The 21,423-nt window shown below is 62.3% G+C and carries 20 protein-coding genes and 1 tRNA gene; 11 read left to right on the top strand and 10 right to left on the bottom strand.

Annotated features, from left to right (window positions below; genetic code table 11):
• The first annotated feature begins 1 nt into the window (after position 1).
• Positions 2-568, top strand: coding sequence for a molybdenum cofactor guanylyltransferase (gene mobA / locus HWX44_RS00785; protein ID WP_049155084.1), 567 nt, complete (start codon positions 2-4; stop codon positions 566-568).
• Here mobA and HWX44_RS00780 read toward each other — a convergent pair.
• Both HWX44_RS00780 and HWX44_RS00775 read right to left on the bottom strand, forming a co-directional pair.
• Positions 555-1,934, bottom strand: a complete 1,380-nt coding sequence (locus tag HWX44_RS00780; protein WP_175972841.1) for a multicopper oxidase domain-containing protein — start codon at positions 1,932-1,934, stop codon at positions 555-557. The genes mobA and HWX44_RS00780 overlap by 14 nt on opposite strands.
• Positions 1,915-3,114 carry a beta-carotene 15,15'-monooxygenase gene (locus tag HWX44_RS00775; protein WP_175972840.1) on the bottom strand — a complete coding sequence of 400 codons (1,200 nt, stop codon included), beginning with the start codon at positions 3,112-3,114 and terminating at the stop codon, positions 1,915-1,917. Before HWX44_RS00775 ends, HWX44_RS00780 begins: the two co-directional genes overlap by 20 nt.
• A gap of 93 nt (positions 3,115-3,207) precedes the next feature.
• On the opposite strand from HWX44_RS00775, the gene HWX44_RS00770 reads away from it, so the two are divergent.
• The 4 genes from HWX44_RS00770 (at position 3,208) to HWX44_RS00755 (ending at position 6,784) form a co-directional block, all read left to right on the top strand.
• The gene (locus tag HWX44_RS00770; protein WP_049155089.1) at positions 3,208-3,468 is read left to right on the top strand and encodes a DUF2249 domain-containing protein; all 261 of its coding nucleotides are present in this window, start codon (positions 3,208-3,210) and stop codon (positions 3,466-3,468) included.
• 22 nt (positions 3,469-3,490) lie between these two features.
• A complete protein-coding gene (locus HWX44_RS00765; protein ID WP_070754407.1) occupies positions 3,491-4,213 on the top strand; it encodes a molybdate ABC transporter substrate-binding protein in 723 nt (240 codons plus the stop codon).
• A 9-nt stretch (positions 4,214-4,222) separates the two neighbouring features.
• Positions 4,223-5,968 (top strand): ATP-binding cassette domain-containing protein, encoded by a 1,746-nt coding sequence (locus HWX44_RS00760; RefSeq protein WP_232751643.1) that lies wholly within the window; start codon positions 4,223-4,225, stop codon positions 5,966-5,968.
• A 117-nt stretch (positions 5,969-6,085) separates the two neighbouring features.
• Positions 6,086-6,784 (top strand): helix-turn-helix transcriptional regulator, encoded by a 699-nt coding sequence (locus HWX44_RS00755; RefSeq protein WP_049155094.1) that lies wholly within the window; start codon positions 6,086-6,088, stop codon positions 6,782-6,784.
• Positions 6,785-6,789: 5 nt separating this feature from the next.
• Here HWX44_RS00755 and thrB read toward each other — a convergent pair whose 3' ends face one another.
• From thrB to argS, 4 genes are all read right to left on the bottom strand, one after another.
• Positions 6,790-7,713, bottom strand: a complete 924-nt coding sequence (gene thrB, locus HWX44_RS00750) for a homoserine kinase (RefSeq protein ID WP_175972839.1) — start codon at positions 7,711-7,713, stop codon at positions 6,790-6,792.
• Positions 7,714-7,730: 17 nt separating this feature from the next.
• Positions 7,731-9,056, bottom strand: a complete 1,326-nt coding sequence (locus HWX44_RS00745) for a homoserine dehydrogenase (protein ID WP_175972838.1) — start codon at positions 9,054-9,056, stop codon at positions 7,731-7,733.
• Positions 9,057-9,207: 151 nt separating this feature from the next.
• Positions 9,208-10,545, bottom strand: a complete 1,338-nt coding sequence (lysA, locus tag HWX44_RS00740; RefSeq protein WP_175972837.1) for a diaminopimelate decarboxylase — start codon at positions 10,543-10,545, stop codon at positions 9,208-9,210.
• A 12-nt stretch (positions 10,546-10,557) separates the two neighbouring features.
• Complete coding sequence (argS, locus tag HWX44_RS00735; protein WP_175972836.1) at positions 10,558-12,219, bottom strand: arginine--tRNA ligase; 1,662 nt, start codon at positions 12,217-12,219, stop codon at positions 10,558-10,560.
• A gap of 236 nt (positions 12,220-12,455) precedes the next feature.
• On the opposite strand from argS, the gene HWX44_RS00730 reads away from it, so the two are divergent.
• The 6 genes from HWX44_RS00730 (at position 12,456) to HWX44_RS00705 (ending at position 19,253) form a co-directional block, all read left to right on the top strand.
• Entirely contained in the window at positions 12,456-14,108 is a 1,653-nt protein-coding gene (locus HWX44_RS00730) for an L-lactate permease (RefSeq protein ID WP_175972835.1), read from the top strand.
• Positions 14,109-14,421: 313 nt separating this feature from the next.
• Positions 14,422-15,207: a (Fe-S)-binding protein gene (locus HWX44_RS00725; protein WP_070754403.1), complete on the top strand. Its 786-nt coding sequence runs from the start codon at positions 14,422-14,424 to the stop codon at positions 15,205-15,207.
• Positions 15,207-16,712, top strand: coding sequence for a LutB/LldF family L-lactate oxidation iron-sulfur protein (locus HWX44_RS00720; protein WP_175972834.1), 1,506 nt, complete (start codon positions 15,207-15,209; stop codon positions 16,710-16,712). The genes HWX44_RS00725 and HWX44_RS00720 overlap by 1 nt, the downstream gene beginning before the upstream one ends.
• Positions 16,709-17,338, top strand: a complete 630-nt coding sequence (locus tag HWX44_RS00715) for a LutC/YkgG family protein (protein WP_070443739.1) — start codon at positions 16,709-16,711, stop codon at positions 17,336-17,338. The genes HWX44_RS00720 and HWX44_RS00715 overlap by 4 nt, the downstream gene beginning before the upstream one ends.
• A gap of 104 nt (positions 17,339-17,442) precedes the next feature.
• Positions 17,443-19,041, top strand: coding sequence for an alpha/beta fold hydrolase (locus HWX44_RS00710; protein ID WP_175972833.1), 1,599 nt, complete (start codon positions 17,443-17,445; stop codon positions 19,039-19,041).
• 138 nt (positions 19,042-19,179) lie between these two features.
• A tRNA-Arg gene (locus HWX44_RS00705) sits at positions 19,180-19,253 on the top strand.
• A gap of 209 nt (positions 19,254-19,462) precedes the next feature.
• Here HWX44_RS00705 and HWX44_RS00700 read toward each other — a convergent pair.
• The 4 genes from HWX44_RS00700 to HWX44_RS00685 form a co-directional block, all read right to left on the bottom strand.
• The gene (locus tag HWX44_RS00700) at positions 19,463-19,903 is read right to left on the bottom strand and encodes a hypothetical protein (protein WP_049155110.1); all 441 of its coding nucleotides are present in this window, start codon (positions 19,901-19,903) and stop codon (positions 19,463-19,465) included.
• A 247-nt stretch (positions 19,904-20,150) separates the two neighbouring features.
• Entirely contained in the window at positions 20,151-20,360 is a 210-nt protein-coding gene (locus HWX44_RS00695) for a hypothetical protein (protein ID WP_046648910.1), read from the bottom strand.
• A gap of 179 nt (positions 20,361-20,539) precedes the next feature.
• Complete coding sequence (locus tag HWX44_RS00690) at positions 20,540-20,833, bottom strand: molecular chaperone GrpE (RefSeq protein ID WP_175972832.1); 294 nt, start codon at positions 20,831-20,833, stop codon at positions 20,540-20,542.
• Between the two features lie 64 nt (positions 20,834-20,897).
• The gene (locus HWX44_RS00685; RefSeq protein ID WP_175972831.1) at positions 20,898-21,407 is read right to left on the bottom strand and encodes a MarR family winged helix-turn-helix transcriptional regulator; all 510 of its coding nucleotides are present in this window, start codon (positions 21,405-21,407) and stop codon (positions 20,898-20,900) included.
• Positions 21,408-21,423: the final 16 nt, after the last annotated feature.

The raw sequence follows: 21,423 nt of genomic DNA, 5'->3' as shown, positions 1-21,423 counted from the left end.
AATGTCAGGTGTCATTATTTTGGCGGGTGGGCGCGGCACACGCATGGGTGGTGTGGACAAGGCAAGTATCATCCTCGCCGGTGAGCGCCTCATCGACCGCCTCCTGCGCCAATTGCCTTATGATGCGCCGGTGGCGGTTGTCTCGCCCTACCACTTGGGCATGCCCCAAGTATGTGAAAAGCCCCTTTTCGGCGGGCCAGCCGCGGGAATCGCCGCGGGCCACGCCGCGCTGGCTGGTGCCGCAAAGTCCACGACCGCCATCTTGGCCGTCGATGCCCCAGATTCCCCACAGATGCTGCCTGCCCTCGAACAGGCATTAGAAAGCTCCGGTGCTGATGTCGCAGTGGCCACACTCGATGGGCTCCCGCAGCCGCTGTGCGCGCTGTGGCGCACCGAGGCCCTCACCCGCGCGCTGGAGGAGCTCAGAGATCCACGCAACAAGCCGGCCATGCACTTACTGAGGCTCGCGGGCACCATCGCCGAGGTCGAGGCAACGCCCGCAGTGCGCGATATCGACACCTTGGACGAGCTACGAGCGCGGCGCGAGCGACTTGCTACTCAACGATGAATTGGCCGTGCTGGCCCTTCTCCGCATTCGTCATCAGGTGATTAACAAAGGAATAAGTGCCCGGCTCGTTGAAGGTCATCTCCACGAATCCGCCCTGGGCCGGTAAAAGGTCCAGCGCCTGGGAGCCGGAGTCCTTCGCGCCCTTAATTAGGTAGGCGCCTTCCTTATACACGGTGTCGAATTGCTCGCCCACGACATGGAAGCTCAATGGCAGATCCGGGCCGAGGTTGACCAGCCAAATGCGCACGGTATCGCCCACCTTGGCGCGCAGCGGGGCTAAGCCCTCGTCATATTGGTTGGGATAGTAGTTGAAGGCGGTGAGGTCATAATCGCCGTCGCTGACTCGCTGCGCATCCGCACCCTCTGCTTCTTTGCCCGCGGAGGCCAGAAAAATCTCGTATGCCGTCATGACGTACTCCGCATCGACGTCTGCGAGGGCATCCTCGCCGCGCGGATCGATGATCACCGCTCCTGCCATGCCGTTGGCAATGTGCAGACTCATCGGCATGGTCGAGCAGTGATACATCCAGATACCCGCCCTGTGAGCCACGAATTCATAGGTCAGCGATTCGCCCGGCTGGATGGTCTTCATGTTCTCATCCGGGTTGACCTCCCCAGCGTGAAAGTCCACCGAGTGCCCCATCGAGCCCTCATTCTTGATGGTGATGCGGAACGTATCCCCCACCTTGCCGCGCAGGGTTGGACCGGGCGCCTGCCCGTTGAAAAGCCACCGGGTTTGGCGCACTCCCGGGGCAACTTCCATCTCCTCCTCCGTCATCACCCACGTTTCCTCATGAAGGTCACCTTTGGCAGGGGCAAGGGAAGCATCAAAAGCCTCAAATCCTTCGCGAGCTGCCATGCGCTCGGCAGCCGAGGGCACCTTCGCCGGGGCACCAGCAGAGCCCGTGCTTTCCGACGCCCCCGCATGATCATGCCCACTCGAAGCGGAGTCATCGGCGTTGACCATGAACGTCATGCCCTGCATCTTGTGGCCGGCGATCGTGCAATATCCTTCGATGGACTCCTCGATGACCCCGGCATCCAGCTGCACGGTCTCGCCCGGTTCTACCCGTCCGGTCTCCTCGCGTCCGATCTTCAGGTCATGTACCTGGTCGCCGGTGTTGGTGAAGTTCACTGCGAGGTGACTGCCCGCGGCCACGTCAATGGAGGACGGGACAAAGGCCATGCCGTCCACGGAGACGTCAACAGTCACGGCGTCGGCGGATGCCACCGTAGCTGGGTCTTGCCTGCCCGTGGCCGAGTTGAACACCGCCAGCCCAATGACGGCGAGAAGCGCCACGATGATAATGAGCCAGGATGCCCATTGCTTCTCAGAATGCTCCTGTTTAACGGGCGCGCTTGACATGAACTTCTCCTTGGGATGATGCGAGGGCCCACACTAGGGCCACAATATTGGCGATGAGGCCAAGCCCCATCATGATAAGCCCGGCCACGGACGCACTGACAATGCCGAGGAGGCTGAGCGCACCGCCGAGGTTGATAAGCGCCACGCGCAACAACCCCGGAAGGTGTCCACGCGCGGGACGGACTGCCCCGGCCAGGATGGGCAGCATGTGGTGAAGCACCCCGGTCACCAGCTGCAGCAGGCCGGCACCGACGAACGCTGGCATGAGTAGCAACGTGACTGCACGTGGGTAGGCCCCTGTGATGGTGGCCGCGGCGTCACCGGCGCAGAGAGCCACCATCCATACCAGGCCCGCCATCGCGGACACGCTTGCCGTGGTCTTCTCGCCGCCAAGCGCGCCGGCCAGCAGCGGCTGGATAATGAGCACGGCAGCAAGCACGGTGAGCAGCTGTGCCATGCCGGCGGCGCGGGTGAGCCCGGAGGCGTCGGCAAGCATGGCCACCGCCAGGCCCACGCAATGCACGGTCAAAGCCCGGCTGCACCGCGCCCGGGCAACCGCTGAAATGGGGGTTCGGGTCAACGTGGGCAGCAGTGTAATGACCGTGCCCAGGATGGTCAGCAAGGCAAACCCCCACACCATCCCGCGTGAGTGCGCTGCTACCAATAACGAGTAGTTTCCCACCCCGTGCGCAGCCAGAATCACCAGGACTACTGAGAAGATCATGAAGCAGGCCGCCGCCAGATAAAAAGGCACGGTGACGGCGAAGGAACCAGACAATGACCCCCGGAGCTTGCCCCACAGCGCCCACAGGTGCCACGCAACGGCAGCGATGACGAGAGCGGAGCCGATATCCGCAAGCACGCCCCAGTCATAGCCCGCGCGATCAACAAGGAGAAGTACCAGTCCCACCTGGACCAGCCCCACCCGCGCGGCCACGCCGCGGAAACCGACGGCCGGAGTGCGGGTCAGCACCTCCGTGAAGTGGGTGCTGAAAACCAGAATGGCGGTGGTCAGCGCGCCGAGGGTGAATGGGTGGATGAGGTCCCACCACACCACGGGTGCTCCCCAAAAATTCGCCACTGCGATTCCCACGCCCACCGCGATCCAGAACGCGACGAGGCTGAAAGCAATGGTGTGCCAGTGCCGGCGCGAAGCCAGGGAGACATCACGCAGAGGCATGTCCGACGTTATTATTTGCACGGATATAATCGTAGTAAATTAGTTGCACGGGCAGCAACGCCCGCCGCCCTAGAACTCGAAAGGGAAAATCCCATGAACTTGCCGCTTATTGACGCCTCCCAAGGCCCCTCCATCCCCACCCTCAACGCCTCCGAAATTCCCCACGCGGTGCGCCACGGCGCCATCCACGGAGCGCTGGGCACCCTCAACGTGGGCGAATCCATGATTCTCATTGCTCCCCACGACCCGCTTCCGCTGCTCAACGAAGTGGACCAGCGCGAAGAATCCTTCGACCGTGAATACCTCAAGAAGGAACCAAAGGAAGTCCATATTAAATTCACGCGGACCGCGTAAAGATGCCGTAACGTAACTGACCATGCGCCGCTTGAAAATTGCTGTCTCTGTTCTCGCCGCCGCGCTGACAGTGGCCGGCTGCACCTCGAGCTCCGACGAGCCGTTGCAGGTCTTTGCAGCGTCCTCCACGCGCGTGCTCAACGACGACCTCTCCAGTGCTTCTGAAACTCCGCTGGCCTTCAACAATGGCGGCTCTTCCGCGCTCGTTCAGCAGATCAATGAAGGAGCGCCCGCAGATCTGCTCCTTACTGCCTCTCGCGAGACCATGGAGAATGCGACTGCGCAAGGCAGCGTGGACACTCCTGTAGCCCTCGCTAGCAACGTTATGGTCATGGTCGTGCCGAAAGGCAATCCCTTAGGACTGCGCTCCGCGGCGGACTTGGATTCCTCCGCGCGCTTGGTCCTCTGCGATCCGAGCGTGCCCTGCGGTGCGATTTCCACGCGCATCATGGAGGCCAACAACTGGGATCTGCAGGCCTCCTCCCTTGAAGGCCAGGTAGCTGACGTCCTAGGTAAGGTCGCCTCCGGCGAGGCGGACGCCGGGTGGGTCTATTCCACCGATGCTGCCGCTAGCGAGGATGTCGAGGCCATTCCGCTTGACCGCGCGGAAGACTTCCGTAACGAGATCATGGGCGCGGTCGTGTCTGATTCGCCCCGACACGATGAAACCCAGGATGTCCTCAACCTCCTCGATTCGGATTTTGACAGCACCTGGGAAAAATTCGGATTTACCCCGGTGGACTAAGTGTCACGAGTGATATTGCGCGAACAGCGCCCGCGGACAACGCGGCCGGTCATCGCCGCCGGCGTGCTCGCTGCGGTCTACATCCTTGCCCCGGTGCTCGCCCTCGGGGTACGAGTGCCCTGGCCGAAGCTCGCCGACACGCTGAGCGCTCCGGCGACCCATGACCTTCTCCGCGTCAGCCTTTCCGCGGCGGCGTTGTCTACCTTGTTGTCCACGTTGCTGGGCACCTGTCTGGCTCTGTGGCTCCAGCAGCTACGCCGCGTGTCTCACCTTGTGCGGCTGGTGGTCTACCTCCCTTTGGCCATGCCTCCCGTGGTTGGCGGCTTGGCCCTTACCGCGCTGCTCGGGCGCCGCGGTCTGCTTGGCCCAGCATTGGAGCAAGCAGGGCTGCACATATCTTTTGCCTTCCCCGGCGTCGTGGCCGCTCATCTATTTGTCACCCTCCCCTTCGTAGTTGTGGCGGTGGACTCCGCACTGCGGCAGCTCGATCCTGAGGTCGTGGCTAGCGCGCGGGGCATCGGCCTGAGCGCAGGGACCATCCTTTGGCGCATCATCCTCCCGACTATCCTTCCTGCCGTGTTCACGGGCGGAGCGCTCGCTTTCGCACGCTCACTGGGCGAATTCGGAACGACGATCACCTTCGCCGGTTCCCTGCCCGGTTCTACCCGAACCATGCCGAGCGGTATCTATCTTGAGCGTGAGGTCAGCGCGGACAATGCCTATGCTCTGTCGGCCGTGTTAATCGGGATAGCCATCCTCACCCTCACCGCAGCCGGAATGCCTCTGCTACTGCGGCGCCGCCGCGAGCAGGCTGTACGCGCTTTGAAACCGATGGACCCAGATGCACTCCGCGCGGCGACTGCCCCGCTGGCGCCACCCCACGAGCTTTCCGTAACGGTCGACAACACCACCACAACTTTCCGTGGCGGGCGCGTAACCGCGGTGGTTGGCCCCAACGGCGCCGGCAAGACCACGCTGATGCGCTTTATTAGCGGGCGCTTGCAAGGAGCCCAGACTAACGCCGAGCGCGTGGTCATGCTCTCCCAAGACCCCGGGCTACCACCCACTGCCACCGTGGCTCAAGCGTTGACCATGGTGACCAAGGACGCACGACGCACCCAGGAGCTTCTGAGCGCAGCCGGATTGCAGAAGCTCGGGCATGTCTCCGAGCTTTCCGGCGGGCAAGCCGCGCAGGTCGCCCTCCTGCGCGCGCTTGCCGCTCGTCCAGAGGTATTGATTGTGGACGAGCCCTTTGCCGCTATGGACGTCGAATCCGCCGCCCGGTGGCGCCACCTTCTGCGTATCTCAGCCGCTGATCGCACCACGGTCATTGTCACCCACAGCCGTGTGGACCTCGAAACTCTGGCAGACGATATCGCTGTAATGGAAGCTGGCGACATTGTCTCCCAGGGCCCTGCAGACCGACTACTGGAGCAACCTACCACCCGCTTCATGGCAGAACTAGCGGGCGTTAATGTACTGCGCGGTTCCTTCAGAGGAGACACGTTTGCTCCAGACCGCAACGGCGAACACTGGGCGGCCTTCCCCCAAACCGCGCTGTGCTTCGACCCCATTGGCGCGCAGGGCGCCACCAGTTTGAGTGCCACCATTGTGGCTGATTTGGGAAGCACTACCCTCGTTGATATTGACGGCCAACGGGTCACGGTGGGCCAGCCAGCGCGTAGAAACGCTCCCGGCCAGGTGGTGCCCGTGGCCCTCGACGCCAGCGCCCTCACGGTCTACACCCGTACTTAATCCAGTGTATTTACCCATGTCGTGAGGGAGATCTCGGTATATGTACTGACCGCAATAGTAGAAAAACAGCGGTCTGGATGTAGGATCCTCGTAGCGTTAATCAAGGAGCTACAGTCCATGTCCACATTTTCTACACAAAGTCCTCGCTCATCGACCGAGCTCTTTCCCGACACGATGAAGCTCTCCCCCAAGCAGCGCGAAGTCCTCTCGGTTTTGCAGAAGTTCCCGCAAGGAGCACGGGCCGCAGAAGTTGCTAAGAAAATGGGCATGCACGTTAACACCGCGCGCGGGCATCTGGATGAACTCGTCAACGCTGGCGCGGTGCGAGTAGTCACCGCCCCAGCGCAGGGGCGCGGGCGCCCCTCCCTGATCTTCCAAGTGCGGGTGCCGGACAACCGTTCGGTCGCGGAGGAGTACGTCACGCTGATCAGTGTGTTGATTAAAGCCCTGGCGGCTAAGGAGCAGCTCAATGATTATGCCTCAGAGCAGGCGCGGGAGCTTGGCCGCGAGTGGGCGAAGACCGCTGCCAGCAGCCATGGTGCTGAGGCGCTCGGTTCGCTTCATCGGATGATGCGCGAAATGGGCTTTGACCCAGTAACCTCAGCCGAGCAATTCGACCAGGAGGGCCGCACCGATGTGGAGCTGCACGCCTGCCCGTTTGTGACCGCCGGAGTAGAGCCCTCCCCCTTCGTCTGCGCCATCCACGATGGCTACTTGGAGCAGGCGGCGGCCGATTCCGGCGGGCGGCTGAGCCTGAAACTTATCCCCAAGTCCGGCAACGGTGTGTGCCGGATCAGCGTGGAAAAGCCCAGCTAGCTAGCCTAACCACGCTCGACGGAGACCGGCCCGGCGACCTCCAGCTCCAGTACGCGCAGGTTCTGCTCGCGGGCATCGTCGAGGATCGCTTCCTCTATGGGCTCGGTGTGCAGGACCATGACGGTGGGGCCAGCGCCCGACAGGTAGGCGGCATAGCCGCGATTGCGCAGGCGGTTGACCCACTCCGCGGTCACCGGCAGGACATCAGCGCGATAAGGCTGGTGCAGGCGGTCGCGGGTGCCCTCCCACAGCAGGTCCGGGTAAGCGGTTAGTGCTGCCACGTTCACGGCGGTGCGGGAGACGTTGAAAGCGGCGTCAGCATGCGTGACGTGCGAAGGCAGCACGCGGCGCACTGCCTGCGTTGATGCATGGAAGTCCGGGACCAAGGCCGTGGCCTTGATGGACGGGTGCACCTCCAAAGTGGCAGCGCGGTACTCCGGAAGCGAGCGGCCGTCGACGGGCACGGTGGTCCAAGAGACCACCGCGTTGCCCAGCACGGAGGCCGCAGCATTATCCGGGTGGCCTTCGAAGGCCGAAGACAGCTGCACAACCTGCTCTTCGGAGAGCGGGAAACCAGCCAAGCCGTTGCCCGCGGCAACACCTGCCACCGCGGCAGAGGCCGAGGAACCCAAGCCGCGGGACTGCGGAATGTTATTCGTGCACACCACGCGCAGGCCGGAGACTTCGACGTCAGCAGCCTTGAGCGCGGAACGGATGGCCTTGACCACCAAGTGGGAGCCGTCGCGAGGCAGCTCATCGGCGCCCTCGCCGAAGATCTCTACCTCCAAGCCGGAGCGGGTGACCTCTACCTCCACGGTGTCGTAGAGGCTCAGCGCGATGCCGAGGGTGTCATAGCCCGGGCCCAGGTTGGCCGAGGAGGCCGGAACCTGGACGGTGACCTTGGTGCCTACTTCGATATCGATACTCATTGTTGTACTTAAGCCCCTTAGACGCCCAGGCGGATGACGGAGTGGACGGCCTTGACCTCATCGAGCTCGCCGAGGGCCGCGACGATATCCTCGAGCACCGCTTCCTTCGCAGCGTGGGTGACCACGATGAGGCGAGCAGTGGCATCGCCGTCTTCCTGGCGCACCGTGCGCAGGGAGACCCCGTGGCGGGCAAAGACACCGGAGATGGCGGAAAGCACGCCGGTGCGGTCTTCAACTTCCATGTCGACGTGATAACGAGTTTCCACTTCTCCGAACTCCGCAATAGGTAGGTTGGCGTAGGTGTTCTCCCCTGGCGCACGGCCGCCGTGGACAATGTTGCGTGCCGCACCGATGACATCACCCAACACAGCAGATGCCGTCGGGTTACCGCCGGCGCCGTTGCCGTAGAACATCAGAGAGCCAGCGGCCTCTGCCTCAACGAAGATGGCGTTGTAGGACTGGCTGACCGAAGCCAGCGGGTGCTCCTTCGGAACCAAGGTCGGGTGCACGCGGGCGTTGACGGATTCAGCACCGGTCTCCTCATCGACGAGGCGCTCACAGATGGCCAGCAGCTTGATGGAGTAGCCAGCCTGATTCGCAGCCTTGATGTCATCCGCGGTGATCTTGGAAATACCCTCGCAGTAAACATCGTCGAAGGTCAGGCGGGTGTAGAAACCCAGGGATGCCAGGATGGCGGCCTTGGAGGCGGCGTCGTGACCCTCCACGTCAGCGGTGGGATCGGCCTCGGCGTAGCCCAGGCGCGTGGCCTCAGCCAGTGCGTCCTCATAGGAGGCACCGGTGGATTCCATGGCGTCCAGGATGAAGTTCGTGGTGCCGTTGACGATTCCGGAGATGCGCTGGATCTTGTCACCGGCCAGGGAACGGCGCAGCATGCCGACGACCGGGATGGCGGCAGCCACGGCGGCCTCGAAGTACAGGTCAACGTCGGCGCGGTCGGCGGCCTCAGCGAGCTCATCCGCGTGTGCGGCAACAAGTGCCTTGTTGGCGGTGACCACGGACTTGCCGGCATTGAGGGCTGCGAGAACGAGCTCGCGTGGGAAATCAATGCCGCCGATGACCTCGACGACGAGGTCGATATCATCGCGCAGGACAAGCGCCTTGGCGTCGTCGGTCAGCAGCTCCTCTGGCACGCCTGGGCGCAGCTTGTTCTTGTTGTGCACGGCGACGCCGCGGATCTCCACGGGGCCGCCGATGCGGTGCGCAAAAGCGTCAGCGTTCTCCTGCACGAGGCGGAAAACCTCAGCGCCCACGGTGCCAAATCCAAGCAGCGCGATTCCTACGGGTTCGCCTTCGGGCTTCTTGCTACGGTTCGTCGTCGTCATGGTGTCCCCTTGTTGAAATTGCGAAAAATTCTTACGTGCTAGCCCATCACTATACAGAACGAGCTGTCTATTTCTATACAAAATGGCCGGCACAACGTGCGACCGGCCATGTCTTTGTGAATAAAATGCGGTGAGCTGTGGCAACGCCGCGCTAGTCGACGTCCAACGCCAGCAAGTCCTCCACCGTTTCCCGGCGCAGCATGAGCGAGGCTTTGCCGTCACACACAGAGACGACCGCCGGGCGCAAAGCACCGTTATAGCGCGAGGCCATCATGTACTGATAGGCACCAGTGGTGGCGAAAGCGAGGAGATCCCTGGTAGTGATATCCGAGGGGAAACGGCGCTCGTTGACCAGAATGTCACCGGACTCGCAGTGGAAGCCCACGATGCGCGAATCCACCGGCTCGCCCTGGGTGCGGCGGTTGACCACGCGCACGTCATACTCCGAGCCATAGAGCGCCGGCCGGATGTTATCGGACATGCCGCCGTCCACGGAAAGGTAGCGGCGCATCGGCAGATCCGCCTTGCCGGTCTCCACGTCCTTGACCGTGCCCACGCGGTAGACGGTGACCGCGGAGGCACCCACCAGAGAGCGGCCGGGCTCCACCAGCACGAAGGGCGGCTTGATACCGAGCTCGGTAGCGGTGCTCTCCACTGCGTCAAGCAAATCCTTGGCCAGCGTGGCGACGTCGAGGGCTTCCTCGTATTCCATGTAGGGAATGCCGAAGCCGCCACCCAGGTCCAGCTCCTCAAGGGCAACGCCGAGCTCGGAGTGAATGCGCTTGTACAGGCTCAGCACGCGCTCGGCGGCCAACTTGAAGCCATCGGCATTAAACACCGAGGAGCCCACGTGGCAGTGCAAGCCCACGAGCTTAAGGTTCGCGGATTCCAGCACCGTGCGCGCGACCTCGAAGGCGGCGCCGGTGGACAGGGAAATGCCGAACTTCTGATCCTCGTGGGCCGTGGCGATGAATTCGTGCGTGTGAGCATCCACGCCAGGCTTCACGCGGATCATCACCGGCTGCACATGGCCGGCGGCCGCAGCGATGCTGTTGAGGCGCGAGAGCTCCTCCGCGTTATCCAGCACCACATGGCCAATGCCCTCGTTTACGCACAGTTCGAGGTACTCGTCTTCCTTGTTGTTGCCGTGCGCGGTCATGCGCTCCGACGGGAAGTCCGCGGCAAGCGCCAGCTTGGCTTCGTTGAGGGAGGCCACGTCAAGGCACAGCCCTTCCTCATCTACCCAGCGTACGATGCGCTTGGTAATGAAGGCCTTGGAGGCATAGTGCACGTGGTCGGGGCCGCCGAAGGCCTGGGCCATGTCCCGGCAGCGCGAGCGGAAGTCCTGCTCGTCGAAGACATAGAGCGGGGTGCCGTATTCTTCGGCCAGCTCGGTCAGGGAAACGCCGCCGATCGATACCACTCCGTCGGAGCCGCGAGCAGCGTTGCGCGGCCACACGTGGGCCGGGAGAGAATTGAAATCAGTCATCGATACCTTTTGTTACATCTTCTCCGGTGCGCTGACTCCGACCATGGTCAAGGCATTGGCCATGACCTGGCGGGTAGCTGCAGCCAGGGCGAGGCGTGCGGAGTGAATCGACTCGGTCTCTTCACCAGCCTTCGGCAACACCTGGCACTGGTCATAGAAGCGGTGGAACACGGCGGCAAGCTCCTCGGCATAGCGCGCGATGCGGTGCGGTTCGCGCAGCGTGGCGGCGGTGGCCACAACCTCCGGGAACTCGCCCAGGGTGCGAATGAGGTCGCCTTCCTTATCGTGGGTGAGGAGGTCGAGGGGGGCGTCGGCAAGCGCGGCAGTATCGAAGCCCAGCTCTTCTGCCTTGCGCAGGATGGAGCAGATGCGGGCGTGGCCGTACTGCACGTAGTAGACCGGGTTATCCGCCGACTGCGAAGCCCACAGGCCCAAGTCAATGTCCAGGCTGGAATCCACGGAAGAGCGCACCAGGGAGTAGCGCGCGCCGTCGACGCCGATGGCCTCGACAAGGTCATCAAGAGTGATGACGGTGCCGGCACGCTTGGACATCTTGACCGCCTGGCCATCGCGGACCAGGTTGACCATCTGGCCGATGAGGACCTCGACGGCCTCCGGGTCATAGCCCAAAGCCTGGGCGGAAGCGCGCAAGCGAGCGATGTAGCCGTGATGGTCTGCGCCCAGCATGTAGATGGCCAGGTCGTGGCCGCGGTCGAACTTATCGGCCACGTAGGCGATATCGCCGGCGATGTAGGCGGCGTTGCCATCGGACTTGATGACCACGCGGTCCTTATCGTCACCGTATTCGGTGGATTTCAGCCACCATGCGCCCTCGGCTTCGTAGAGCTTGCCGTTGTCCTTGAGCTTCTGGATGGACTTCTCCACCGCGCCCGACTCGAAGAGGGAGTTCTCGTGGAAGTAGACGTCAAAGTCCACGCCGAACTCGTGGAGGGACTCCTTGATCTGGGCGAACATCATCTCCACGCCGGCAGAGCGGAAGGCTTCCTGCACGTCGGCGTCGCTGCCGTCGAGAGCGCTGGGGTTCTTCTCCACTACCGCCTGCGCGATCTCCTTGATGTAATCGCCGCCGTAGCCGTCCTCCGGGGTGGGCTCGCCCTTGGCGGCAGCCACGAGGGAGCGAGCGAAGCGGTCGATCTGTCCGCCGTGATCGTTGAAGTAGTACTCGCGGGTCACCTCCGCGCCGGAGGCTTCGAGCACGCGGCCCAGCGAATCGCCCACGGCAGCCCAGCGGGTTCCGCCCAGGTGGATCGGGCCAGTCGGGTTCGCGGAGACGAACTCCAGGTTAATCTTCTTGCCCTGGTAGGTGGTGTTGCTGCCGAAGTCTGTGCCGGCATTGAGCACCTGGGCCACGATGGCGCCCTGGGCAGCGGCAGCGAGGCGAATGTTAAGGAATCCCGGGCCTGCGATGGAGGCCTCATCAATGGCGTCGTTGCCGGCGAGGGCATCCGCCAACCACTGCGCCAGCTCGCGGGGCTGGGCACCAGCCTTCTTGGCTACCTGGAGTGCCAGGTTGGTGGCGTAATCGCCGTGCTCCGGGTTGCGCGGGCGCTCCACGGTGACGGTCTCCGGTAGGACGGAGGCGTCCAGTTCATGCTCGGTGAGCACGGCGGCGGCGGTGTTCTTGATCAGGACGGAAAGATCTTCAGGATTCATAGGGCCAAAGTCTATCGTCTCCGCCGCTGGGAGGCGCTATCAGGTCGCAGAGGTTAGCAAGGTCACCCACCCCCATCAGGTGAACAATGCGGCACAGCGAAGCACCAAGTTCTACCCTAAAAGGCGTTATCTGAATCGATCCAACCTTTCGCCCTCTCGCTCGGCCGAAACATGCGGTGCCGCATCTTGGGGACCTCCACGGGGACGCCGACGGGAGCCAACTGGAATTGAGCTTTATGTCAACCTTCAATATCACCACCGACGCCATTGCTGGCAACGTCGGGCTCACCGCGCTGGTGTCGACGCTGCCGCTCATCGCGTTCTTTATCATGCTCCTGGGGCTCAAGGCCCGCGCTCACACCTCGGGTGCGGTCGCGCTCGTAGTGGCGGTTCTCATCGCCATTTTTGGCATGGGCATGCCAACCGGCATGGCTTTGTCCTCCGCGGTGCGCGGTGGACTCTTCGGCCTCTTCCCCATCGTCTGGGTGATCATCACCGCCATCTGGTTCTACGAGGTCACCGTGGCCTCTGGCCGCTTCAATGACCTGCGCAAGACCTTTGATCTCTTGGGCGATGGCGATATTCGCATCCAGGCCATCCTCATCGCTTTCTGCTTCGGCGGCCTGTTGGAGGCCCTCGCCGGTTTCGGCGCCCCCGTGGCGATTACGGCAACCATGATCCTGGCACTGGGTGTTAAGCCCCTCAAGGCAGCCACCACGGTACTCATCGCCAACACCGCGCCCGTGGCCTTCGGTGCGGTGGGCATCCCGGTGACCACCGCCGGCTCCGTGGGCGGGCGCACCGCCGAGCAGACCGCCGATATTGCGAGCCTCATCTCCCTGCAGGTGCTGCTCATCGCTGCGGTTGTTCCGTTCTTTATCCTCTTCATCCTCGACGGCATGCGTGGCGTCAAGGAAGCCGGCCCTGCCGCCGCTGTCATCGGCATCTCCTTCGCTATTGCCCAGTGGGCAGCCGCCACGTTCTTCGCCTACCAACTCACTAACGTCGTGGCCTGCATTGTCTCCCTCGGCGCGGGCTTTATCTTCCTGCGTGTATGGAAGCCCAAGGGTGTCGACAGCCTGCGTGAGCGCATGGAGCTGCCCGCCCAGGAAGGGGTCACGGACCTCAACGGCAGCCGCATCTGGATGGCCCTGCTGCCCTATGCCGTGGTGACCGCTGTCTTCGCCATCGCCACCGCGTGGCCGGCCATCTTCGGCTTCCTGCAGGTCAACGTTGCCTGGCCGCTTCTCGACGGCACCGTCTTCGACGCCGAAGGCCAAGCCATGGATACCGCGTTTAAGTTCAACGTGTTGGGCAACCCGGGCACCCTGCTGTTGATTTCCGGCATCATCGTGGCTGTTATCTACATGTCCTTCAACGAGAACGGCCGCTACACGCTGGAGGCATCGGCACCGCTAGCTAAGTTTGGCGAGGTTATCTCCCGCATGAAGTTCTCTGCGCTGACCATCATCTTGGTCCTGGCGCTGGCCTACACCATGAACTACTCCGGCCAGACCATCTCCATCGGCCAGTTCGTGGCCTCCGTCGGCGGCATCTTCGCGCTTTTCTCCCCCGTTCTGGGTTGGATCGGCACCGCTGTTACCGGTTCGGATACCTCCGCTAACGCCCTTTTTGCCAACCTCCAGGTCACCGCTGCTGAGCGCATCGGCGTTAACCCGGACCTCATGCTGGCTGCCAATACCTCGGGTGGCGTTGTGGGCAAGATGATCTCCCCGCAGTCGCTGGCCATTGCAGCCACTGCGGTTCAAATGGAGGGCGAGGAATCCCGCATCTTCAAGGCCGTTGTGGGCTACTCCGTGGCCTTCCTTGCCGTCGTGTGCATCATCGTCTTCCTCATGACCAACGTGCTGGGCTTCCTGGTTCCTTAAGTTCTCAGTCCTCAGCACCAACTACCCCCAGAATAGGGCGCTTCGCCCGCTCGGTCTGGGGGTTTTCGCTTGCCCGCGTTTTGTGTCCGCTTCATCTCTGCACGTAAGGAATTTCACAACATTAATGTTGCGATAAAACGCCAGGTAGGAGGGCTAATTCCGCCTCGATAATGTGAGTTTTGGGCGGTAGGCTCAAAGATACAAACTCGAAAAATGCCCAGTGCGGCTGTCCTGGTAGCGCGCATCCGAGTACAACTCCGCTGTGCCCAGCACGGGACAAGCCACATGGAGGCAGATTAAGGAGCGCTCACGAATGCGAATAGCATTGTTTTCCACCTGCATCGGTGATTCACTCTTCCCCGATGCCCACAAGGCCACAGCCCTCATCCTCTCCCGCCTAGGCTATGACGTCGTCTTCCCAGAGGAGCAGACCTGCTGCGGCCAGATGCACATCAACACCGGCTACCAGGAGCAGACCTTGGGCATGATCCGCACCTATGCGGACGCCTTCGCGGATCCCTCCATCGACTACGTCGTCTCCGCCTCCGGCTCCTGCGTGGGTGCCGTACGCGAGCAGCACGAGATGATTGCCAATCGCTTCGGTACCGCCGCCGATGTGGACGGCGCCAAGAAGGCAGCCGGCAAGACGCTGGACCTTCCGGAGTTTCTTGTCGACGTCGCCGGGGTCACCAACGTCGGCGCCTTCTTCCCCCACCGCGTGACCTACCACCCCTCCTGCCACGGCCTGCGCTTCCTCAAGTTGGGTGACCGCCCCTACCAGCTGCTGAAGGAGGTCGAGGGAATCGACCTCGCCCCGCTGCCAAATGCAGAAGAATGCTGTGGTTTCGGTGGCACCTTCGCGCTCAAGAACGCCGAGGTTTCCGCGGCAATGGTCGGTGATAAGACCCGCCACATCCGCGAAACTGAGGCCGAGTACGTCACCGGCGGTGACTCCTCCTGCCTGATGAACATCGGCGGTGCTCTGGCTCGCCAGCGCTCCGGTGTTCGCGCTATCCACTTGGCGGAAATCCTCGCCTCCACCAAGGAACACCCGTGGACTCCTACCTCTGCGGCCTACTCCAAGGAGAAGATGCTCTAATGACTTCCTTCCTCGACACCACTCCTCCGCGCGCTCCTGAAGGCTACGGCAACCTGCGCGGCTCGAAGGCCTTCGTGCCGCTGGCTCACGTGGGCCTCAACAACGCCACCCAGCGCCGCAACCTGCACCACGCCACCACCACCATTCGTGACAAGCGCCAGCACGCCGTGGATGAGACCCCGGACTGGGAGCAGCTTCGCGACGCCGGCTCCGCGCTCAAGGATGACGTCGCCGTACGCATGGGCGAACTGCTGGTCCAGTTCGAAGAGCAGGTGACCAAGCGCGGAGGCATCGTCCACTGGGCACGCGATGCCAAGGAGGCCAACGAGATCATCGAGGGCCTTATCCGCGAAACCGGCGAGACCGACGTGGTGAAGATCAAGTCCATGGCCACCCAGGAAATCGCGCTCAACGAGCACCTGGAAGAAGCCGGCATCCACGCCCAAGAGACTGACCTGGCGGAGCTCATCGTCCAGCTGGGTGAGGACAAGCCTTCCCACATTCTGGTCCCCGCTATCCACCGCAACCGCGCGGAGATTCGCGATATCTTCGTCAACAAGATGCCAAATACCGATGACTCGCTCAAGGCCGAGCCGGCGGAACTGGCTGAGGCATCCCGTCAGTTTCTGCGCGAGCAGTTCATGAAGGCCAAGGTCGCCATCTCCGGCGCTAACTTCGGTGTGGCAGAAACCGGCACCATCAACATCGTGGAGTCTGAGGGCAATGGCCGCATGTGCCTGACTCTGCCAGAGACGCTCATTACCGTGATGGGTATTGAGAAGCTGGTCCCGACTTTCCAGGATCTCGAGGTCTTCCTCCAGCTTCTGCCGCGCTCCTCCACTGCAGAGCGCATGAACCCGTACACCTCCATGTGGTCTGGTGTGACCGAAGGTGACGGCCCGCAGAACTTCCACATCGTGCTGCTGGATAACGGCCGCACCGCTGCTCTGTCCTCCCCCAAGGGCCACGAGGCACTCAAGTGCATCCGCTGTTCTGCCTGCCTGAACGTCTGCCCGGTCTACGAGCGCGCCGGCGGCCACGCTTATGGCTCCGTTTACCCGGGCCCGATTGGTATCTCCCTGACGCCGCAGCTGACTGGCATGAAGGACCACAACGATCCGTCGGCAAGCTTGCCCTATGCCTGCTCCCTGTGCGGCCGTTGCGACGAGGTATGCCCGGTGCGCATCCCGCTCTCCCAGGTCATTCTGGAAAACCGCTACCAGAAGGTCACCCACGCCACCCCGCCGGTCGAAGAGAAACTCTTCCAGGTAGTTGAGCTGGTGTGGAAGAACCCGAAGATCTGGAACCAGATCACCCACATGGTGGCGCTCGGCCGTGTCCTCGGCGGTTTCAACGGAGTCATCGACAAGCTGCCGCTGTTCATGTCTGGGTGGTCCGACGTACGCGACACCGCCGTTCCGCCGAAGAAGTCCTTCCGCCAATGGTTCGACACTGACGAAGCTCAAGAACTCCTCGCCCAAGCCAAGAAGGAGGGCATCAAGTGACCACCGCCAAAGAGGAAATCCTCAACCGCATTTCCGCCGCCCAGAAGCAGGCCGGCCTGCCGGACCACGTAGACATTCCGCGCGAGTACCAGAAGGAAGGCACGCTCAACGAGGATGAGCTGCGTGAGATGCTGGTGGACCGCCTCGAAGACTACAAGGCTGATGTGCACGTCACCGATGAGTCTGGGTTGAACTCCACCCTCGTGGACATCCTTAAAGAGCGCGGTTGCTCGAACGTCGTCTACGCACCCGGCATGGACGCTGGGCTTCTCGACGGCTTCGAAGGCACCACCACCCCAGACGACAACGCCAAGGACCCGCGCGAGCTCGACGCTGTCGATGCCGTGGTGACCGAATCCCACGTCACCTCCGCGCAGACCGGCACCATTGTGCTTGAGTCCAATGAGACCTGTGGCCGTCGCGCGCTGACCCTGGTGCCGGACCGTCACGTGTGTATCGTGCGCAAGGACCAGATCGTCTACGGTGTCCCGGAGATGGTTTCCCGTATGAACCCGGAGCGCCCGGCAACGTGGATCTCTGGCCCTTCCGCTACCTCGGATATCGAGCTCTCCCGCGTGGAGGGTGTCCACGGCCCGCGCGATCTTATTGTGGTGATTGTTAAGTAGTGTGACGTTCGGGGGCACCCGCCCCTTCCGAACACTCGGCTCACATCACCCCCGGCGCATAGGATAAGGCACGTACTTATTAACGATTTTAGGAGCCTTATTCTATGCGTCTTTCTCGCGTTTTAGGCTCGGTGCTGGGGCCCGTAGCTGTTGCTGCCGGCCTGGTTGCCGCGCCCGCTGTTGCTCACGCCGATCAACCCACCATCAACTGGGGCCCGTGCCCGGAAGGGGTCACCGAAGAGCGCGCTGAATGCGGGCACGTGACCGTTCCGACCTATCACGATGCCCCGGAGAAAGGCACCATCGACGTCGGCCTCATCCGCCTCAAGGCCACCGGAAACCGACAGGGCACCCTGTTTACCAACCCGGGTGGCCCGGGCGGTGACGCGTATAGCTGGGTGAGCTTCGCCGCGTGGCCGGAGGAAGTCAAACAGAGCTACGACATCATCGGTGTGCAGCCGCGTGGCCTGCGCGAGTCGGGAGAGGTGAACTGCACGGCCAGTGAGCTGGGCGCCAATCCCCTTGCGGAGATCACGCAGATCGGCGCGATTACCCGCAATGACTGCGAGAAGAACACCCCCGGCTACACGGACTCCCTGACGACGGAAAACACCGCAAAGGACTGGGAGGTTGTCCGCCAGGCACTCGGCGAGGAGAAAATCAACATCGCCGGTCTCTCCTACGGCACCTTCCTGGGCTCCACCTACGCCACGCTCTACCCACAGCACACCGACAAGGTCGTGCTGGATTCCGGTATGAATCCGAAGATGGCGTGGAACCAGATCTTCGCTTCCCAGCAGGCAGGCTACGAGAATGCGCTGCATGACTTCTTTGCGTACGTGGCCAAGAATGACGCCACCTACCACGCCGGAAAGACCCCGCTGAAGGCCTACGAGCGCTGGTCCCAGATTGTTGCCGCCGAGGCAGGCGTGCGCCCCACCGTGCTTCCACCTAACGCCCAGATTGGTGACCTGCCCCCAGGACTGGAGTTCGCCGGCCAGCCAGGTGCCAACATTATGACTGCTACCGGTGAGCTGCGTGTGCAGGCGGAGCACCTCGCCGGCAAGGTACGCAACCCGCAGGCTGTCCAAGCTTCCTCGCCGACGCTGTCCGCGACCCGTGAGCTTCTCCCCCGCCCAGAGTCCTGGGACACGCTGGCTAAGCACATTGGCGGCATCGAGCCAATCAACTTTGAGGAGCAGGCTGCACAGCAGCAGGCCCAGCAGGATCCGCAGCAGGCTCAGCAGGACGTTCTCAATGCCGTGAGCATGCAAAACATCATCATGTGCAATGAGAACACCGCGCCGACGGATCCCACCCTCATTCCGGCGTTCCTCTGGTCGAACTACGTCACGATTGACCCCTTCACGCTGTTCAACTCGATGTACGCCTCCGGCGCAGGGTGCGGTGGCCGCGCACCGGTCAACACTCCAATTGCCGTCTCCGGCCAGAACCTGCAGACCAAGCCGCTGCAGCTGCAGGCAACCGGTGATCCGCAGACCCCGTACGCTTTCTACCGCGGTCTCTCGGACCCGATGCAGTCCCGCGTGGTGACTGTCCACGGCCCGGGTCACGGCCACTTCGCGATGGGCAACAAGGCCGTCGACCAGATCGTGGTTGATTACCTACGCACCGGTGAGGTCCACACCGCGGATGCGCCGGGCTTCTTTGACCAGCCCCAGGCACAGGAGCAGCCCGCTTAGTCGCACAGGCTGCGGGAGACGAGCGAGCGGCGATCCTAACCGCTCGCTCCTCCCACCACACCCCCATCGGCGTGAGGCCAATTACTGCGCTTCAGTCTTTATAGGCTAGAATCGCATCGTTGGCATTTCGCCAGCAATGCCCTTGTAGCTCAGCGGATTAGAGCATCGGTTTCCGGTACCGAAGGTCGCAGGTTCGATCCCTGTCAGGGGCACTTTTTCATGCCTAAATCTCTCTCCACTCAGGCTGCGCCCCGGCCCGTATTTTCAATAATGCCACGAGTGCGGGAAAGCCTTTCGCACTCTGCCATTCTGCATTCCCCCAGACCTGAAACCCACAACCTGCAGGTGGGCGTCGCCCAGCGCTCAGCGGCACCAAGCCACTCACTTGGAGGTTTCGGGATCGAGGTCTGGGGATATGGAACTAGCGCAAGCGCGCCTCAATATCCGCGACCACTTCCTCAGGATTCTTCGCAGAGGCGATAAGAGAGCTACTGCCCTGCTCGATGCGCACGGTCGGCCCAGAGACGATGTAGGCCGGAGCGCCGTCGACAACACGCGGGCCCGCGCCTTCCTTGAGCCCAGTCTCAGGCCCGACGCTGGCACCGGTGATATCGCTGAGTGCAATTCTCTTCGTGAAGATACCCAGGATGGAAACCACAACGTCATCGTCATTCACGACGATCTTCACCCGCATCATGATGCAGGCCACGGTTGTAGCGATGACCAAGGCGCCAAAAAGGATGGCTGCCCACGTGGAATCGATCATTGTGGGTACCACTGCGGCCACGACGGCAAGGCCAACGACGATTCCGGACCACAAGAGCGGTCCGTTGAGATAGCGAACGTAGATGCGAGAGTCCATGGAGTTCAGGCTATCGGATAAATACTCCCTTCGCGCTCACCGAAGCCGCGGACGGCGGCTGATTGAGATCGACGGTGAGCACGAAGGGCGAGGGCAAGGAATGCGTGAGCGCGAAGGACAAGGGCTGAAGCGTCGAGACGCGGGTAAGGAGGGTTAAGGGGGAAAGAGTGAAGCCCCAGCAGGAAATACTGCTGGGGCTTTAAGTCAAGCTACTCCCCGCTGGGCGGCAGCGTGAGGAGCGAACCAGTTACTGGGTGATGTACTGGTTGACGATCGGCTGGGTGATGTCCAGGGTGCCGTGCTCGACGTAGTACATGCCGAGCATCAAAGCGCCCAGCATCACCACGGAAAGAAGCATGGAGGGAATCCACTCAACGAAGACGGAAACCCAGCCATCAGCCTTGTCACGGGCAGCTGCTTCGCGCTGCTCCTGAGCCAAATCGCGCTCGACGATCATGTTTAGTCCTTTCACTTAGCTCCCTGTGCCTGAGAAGTTTTCGCGGAAACCGTCTCGTGGTGGCGTGTGGGATGCTCGCCCATTAACACAGAGTATCTTAGCAGTTTATGCAGAGCTGACCGTAGTTAAACGCAGATATTTCGGCCGCTATCCGCCTTTAGTATGACACCGACTGTGGGCTAGACCCCAGGGTCCTCATTGTTGTTGAGCGCTTCGACGAAGTCCTCACGATCCTGAAACATGCGCTCGATGTCATACTCCGCGCCGATAATCCACAACTGGGAGGCATCATCGTAGGTCAGGGCCTCGTCCGAGTGCTGTTCGAGGGCGTGCTCAAGTGCGGCGGTTTGCTCCTCGCTGAGCTCTTCCAGGTCCTCGGCGGGGCCTACCTGAGCGCTGAGGTCCTTCAGCGCCGTGATGCCGTACGTGGTGTATTGGCGCTCTGGGTGCTCGAACAATTCTTGTCCCATCATGATGTGGACAGGTCACCTCCTGGTGCGTAAACGGACGGGGCCTACTCTACCCCGGTGGGCGCAGCTAGTGGTCACGAGTGCCCAGACGCTCGTCCGGCACGAAGCCGTCATAGCCCGGAAGGTTTTTCTCCGAGAGCACGCCTTCACAAAAGCGCAGAAGCGCCGGAACATCGGCGGGATCCAGATGGTCAAAAACCATGCGGCGCACGGACTCAACATGCTCTGGCACCGCCGCCTCAAGGCGCTCTCGGCCGGCCCGCGTCATGACGACCTCCACGCCGCGGGCATCGCCTGCGCACTTTTCTTTGCGCACGAGCCCGCGCTTTTCCATGCGGGTGATCTGGTGGGAAGCGCGCGAGCGGTCCCACTCCAATTCTGTGCACAGCTCGCGCAGGCGCAGGGTGTGCTCGGGTGCCTCCGAAAGCGAAACAAGCACCGAGAATTCAGCCGCCGAGATATCACTACAGGCCAAGAGGGTTTCCTCCATGCCGCGATTAATCTTGCGAATGCTGGCCAGGAGTTGGCGCCACAGCTCTTGCTCGCTGCCGGTGAGCCATCGAATATCCGCTGTCATGGCACTTACCCTACAC

This window comes from Corynebacterium sp. Marseille-Q2823 (genome assembly GCF_903645345.1).
Taxonomy (GTDB): Bacteria; Actinomycetota; Actinomycetes; order Mycobacteriales; family Mycobacteriaceae; genus Corynebacterium; species Corynebacterium hiratae.
This window is presented reverse-complemented; position numbering and strand designations above follow the sequence as displayed.

What these genes read in the sequence shown, in the direction of transcription:
- HWX44_RS00690 (WP_175972832.1), bottom strand. Translation starts at nt 20,833, where the DNA reads ATGATGGGACAAGAATTGTTCGAGCACCCAGAGCGCCAATACACCACG.
- HWX44_RS00695 (WP_046648910.1), bottom strand. Translation starts at nt 20,360, where the DNA reads ATGATCGTCGAGCGCGATTTGGCTCAGGAGCAGCGCGAAGCAGCTGCC.
- thrB (WP_175972839.1), bottom strand. Translation starts at nt 7,713, where the DNA reads ATGAGTATCGATATCGAAGTAGGCACCAAGGTCACCGTCCAGGTTCCG.
- HWX44_RS00720 (WP_175972834.1), top strand. Translation starts at nt 15,207, where the DNA reads ATGACTTCCTTCCTCGACACCACTCCTCCGCGCGCTCCTGAAGGCTAC.
- HWX44_RS00765 (WP_070754407.1), top strand. Translation starts at nt 3,491, where the DNA reads ATGCGCCGCTTGAAAATTGCTGTCTCTGTTCTCGCCGCCGCGCTGACA.
- HWX44_RS00730 (WP_175972835.1), top strand. Translation starts at nt 12,456, where the DNA reads ATGTCAACCTTCAATATCACCACCGACGCCATTGCTGGCAACGTCGGG.
- HWX44_RS00710 (WP_175972833.1), top strand. Translation starts at nt 17,443, where the DNA reads ATGCGTCTTTCTCGCGTTTTAGGCTCGGTGCTGGGGCCCGTAGCTGTT.
- argS (WP_175972836.1), bottom strand. Translation starts at nt 12,219, where the DNA reads ATGAATCCTGAAGATCTTTCCGTCCTGATCAAGAACACCGCCGCCGCC.
- lysA (WP_175972837.1), bottom strand. Translation starts at nt 10,545, where the DNA reads ATGACTGATTTCAATTCTCTCCCGGCCCACGTGTGGCCGCGCAACGCT.
- mobA (WP_049155084.1), top strand. Translation starts at nt 2, where the DNA reads ATGTCAGGTGTCATTATTTTGGCGGGTGGGCGCGGCACACGCATGGGT.
- HWX44_RS00755 (WP_049155094.1), top strand. Translation starts at nt 6,086, where the DNA reads ATGTCCACATTTTCTACACAAAGTCCTCGCTCATCGACCGAGCTCTTT.
- HWX44_RS00780 (WP_175972841.1), bottom strand. Translation starts at nt 1,934, where the DNA reads ATGTCAAGCGCGCCCGTTAAACAGGAGCATTCTGAGAAGCAATGGGCA.
- HWX44_RS00685 (WP_175972831.1), bottom strand. Translation starts at nt 21,407, where the DNA reads ATGACAGCGGATATTCGATGGCTCACCGGCAGCGAGCAAGAGCTGTGG.
- HWX44_RS00775 (WP_175972840.1), bottom strand. Translation starts at nt 3,114, where the DNA reads ATGCCTCTGCGTGATGTCTCCCTGGCTTCGCGCCGGCACTGGCACACC.
- HWX44_RS00745 (WP_175972838.1), bottom strand. Translation starts at nt 9,056, where the DNA reads ATGACGACGACGAACCGTAGCAAGAAGCCCGAAGGCGAACCCGTAGGA.
- HWX44_RS00725 (WP_070754403.1), top strand. Translation starts at nt 14,422, where the DNA reads ATGCGAATAGCATTGTTTTCCACCTGCATCGGTGATTCACTCTTCCCC.
- HWX44_RS00770 (WP_049155089.1), top strand. Translation starts at nt 3,208, where the DNA reads ATGAACTTGCCGCTTATTGACGCCTCCCAAGGCCCCTCCATCCCCACC.
- HWX44_RS00700 (WP_049155110.1), bottom strand. Translation starts at nt 19,903, where the DNA reads ATGGACTCTCGCATCTACGTTCGCTATCTCAACGGACCGCTCTTGTGG.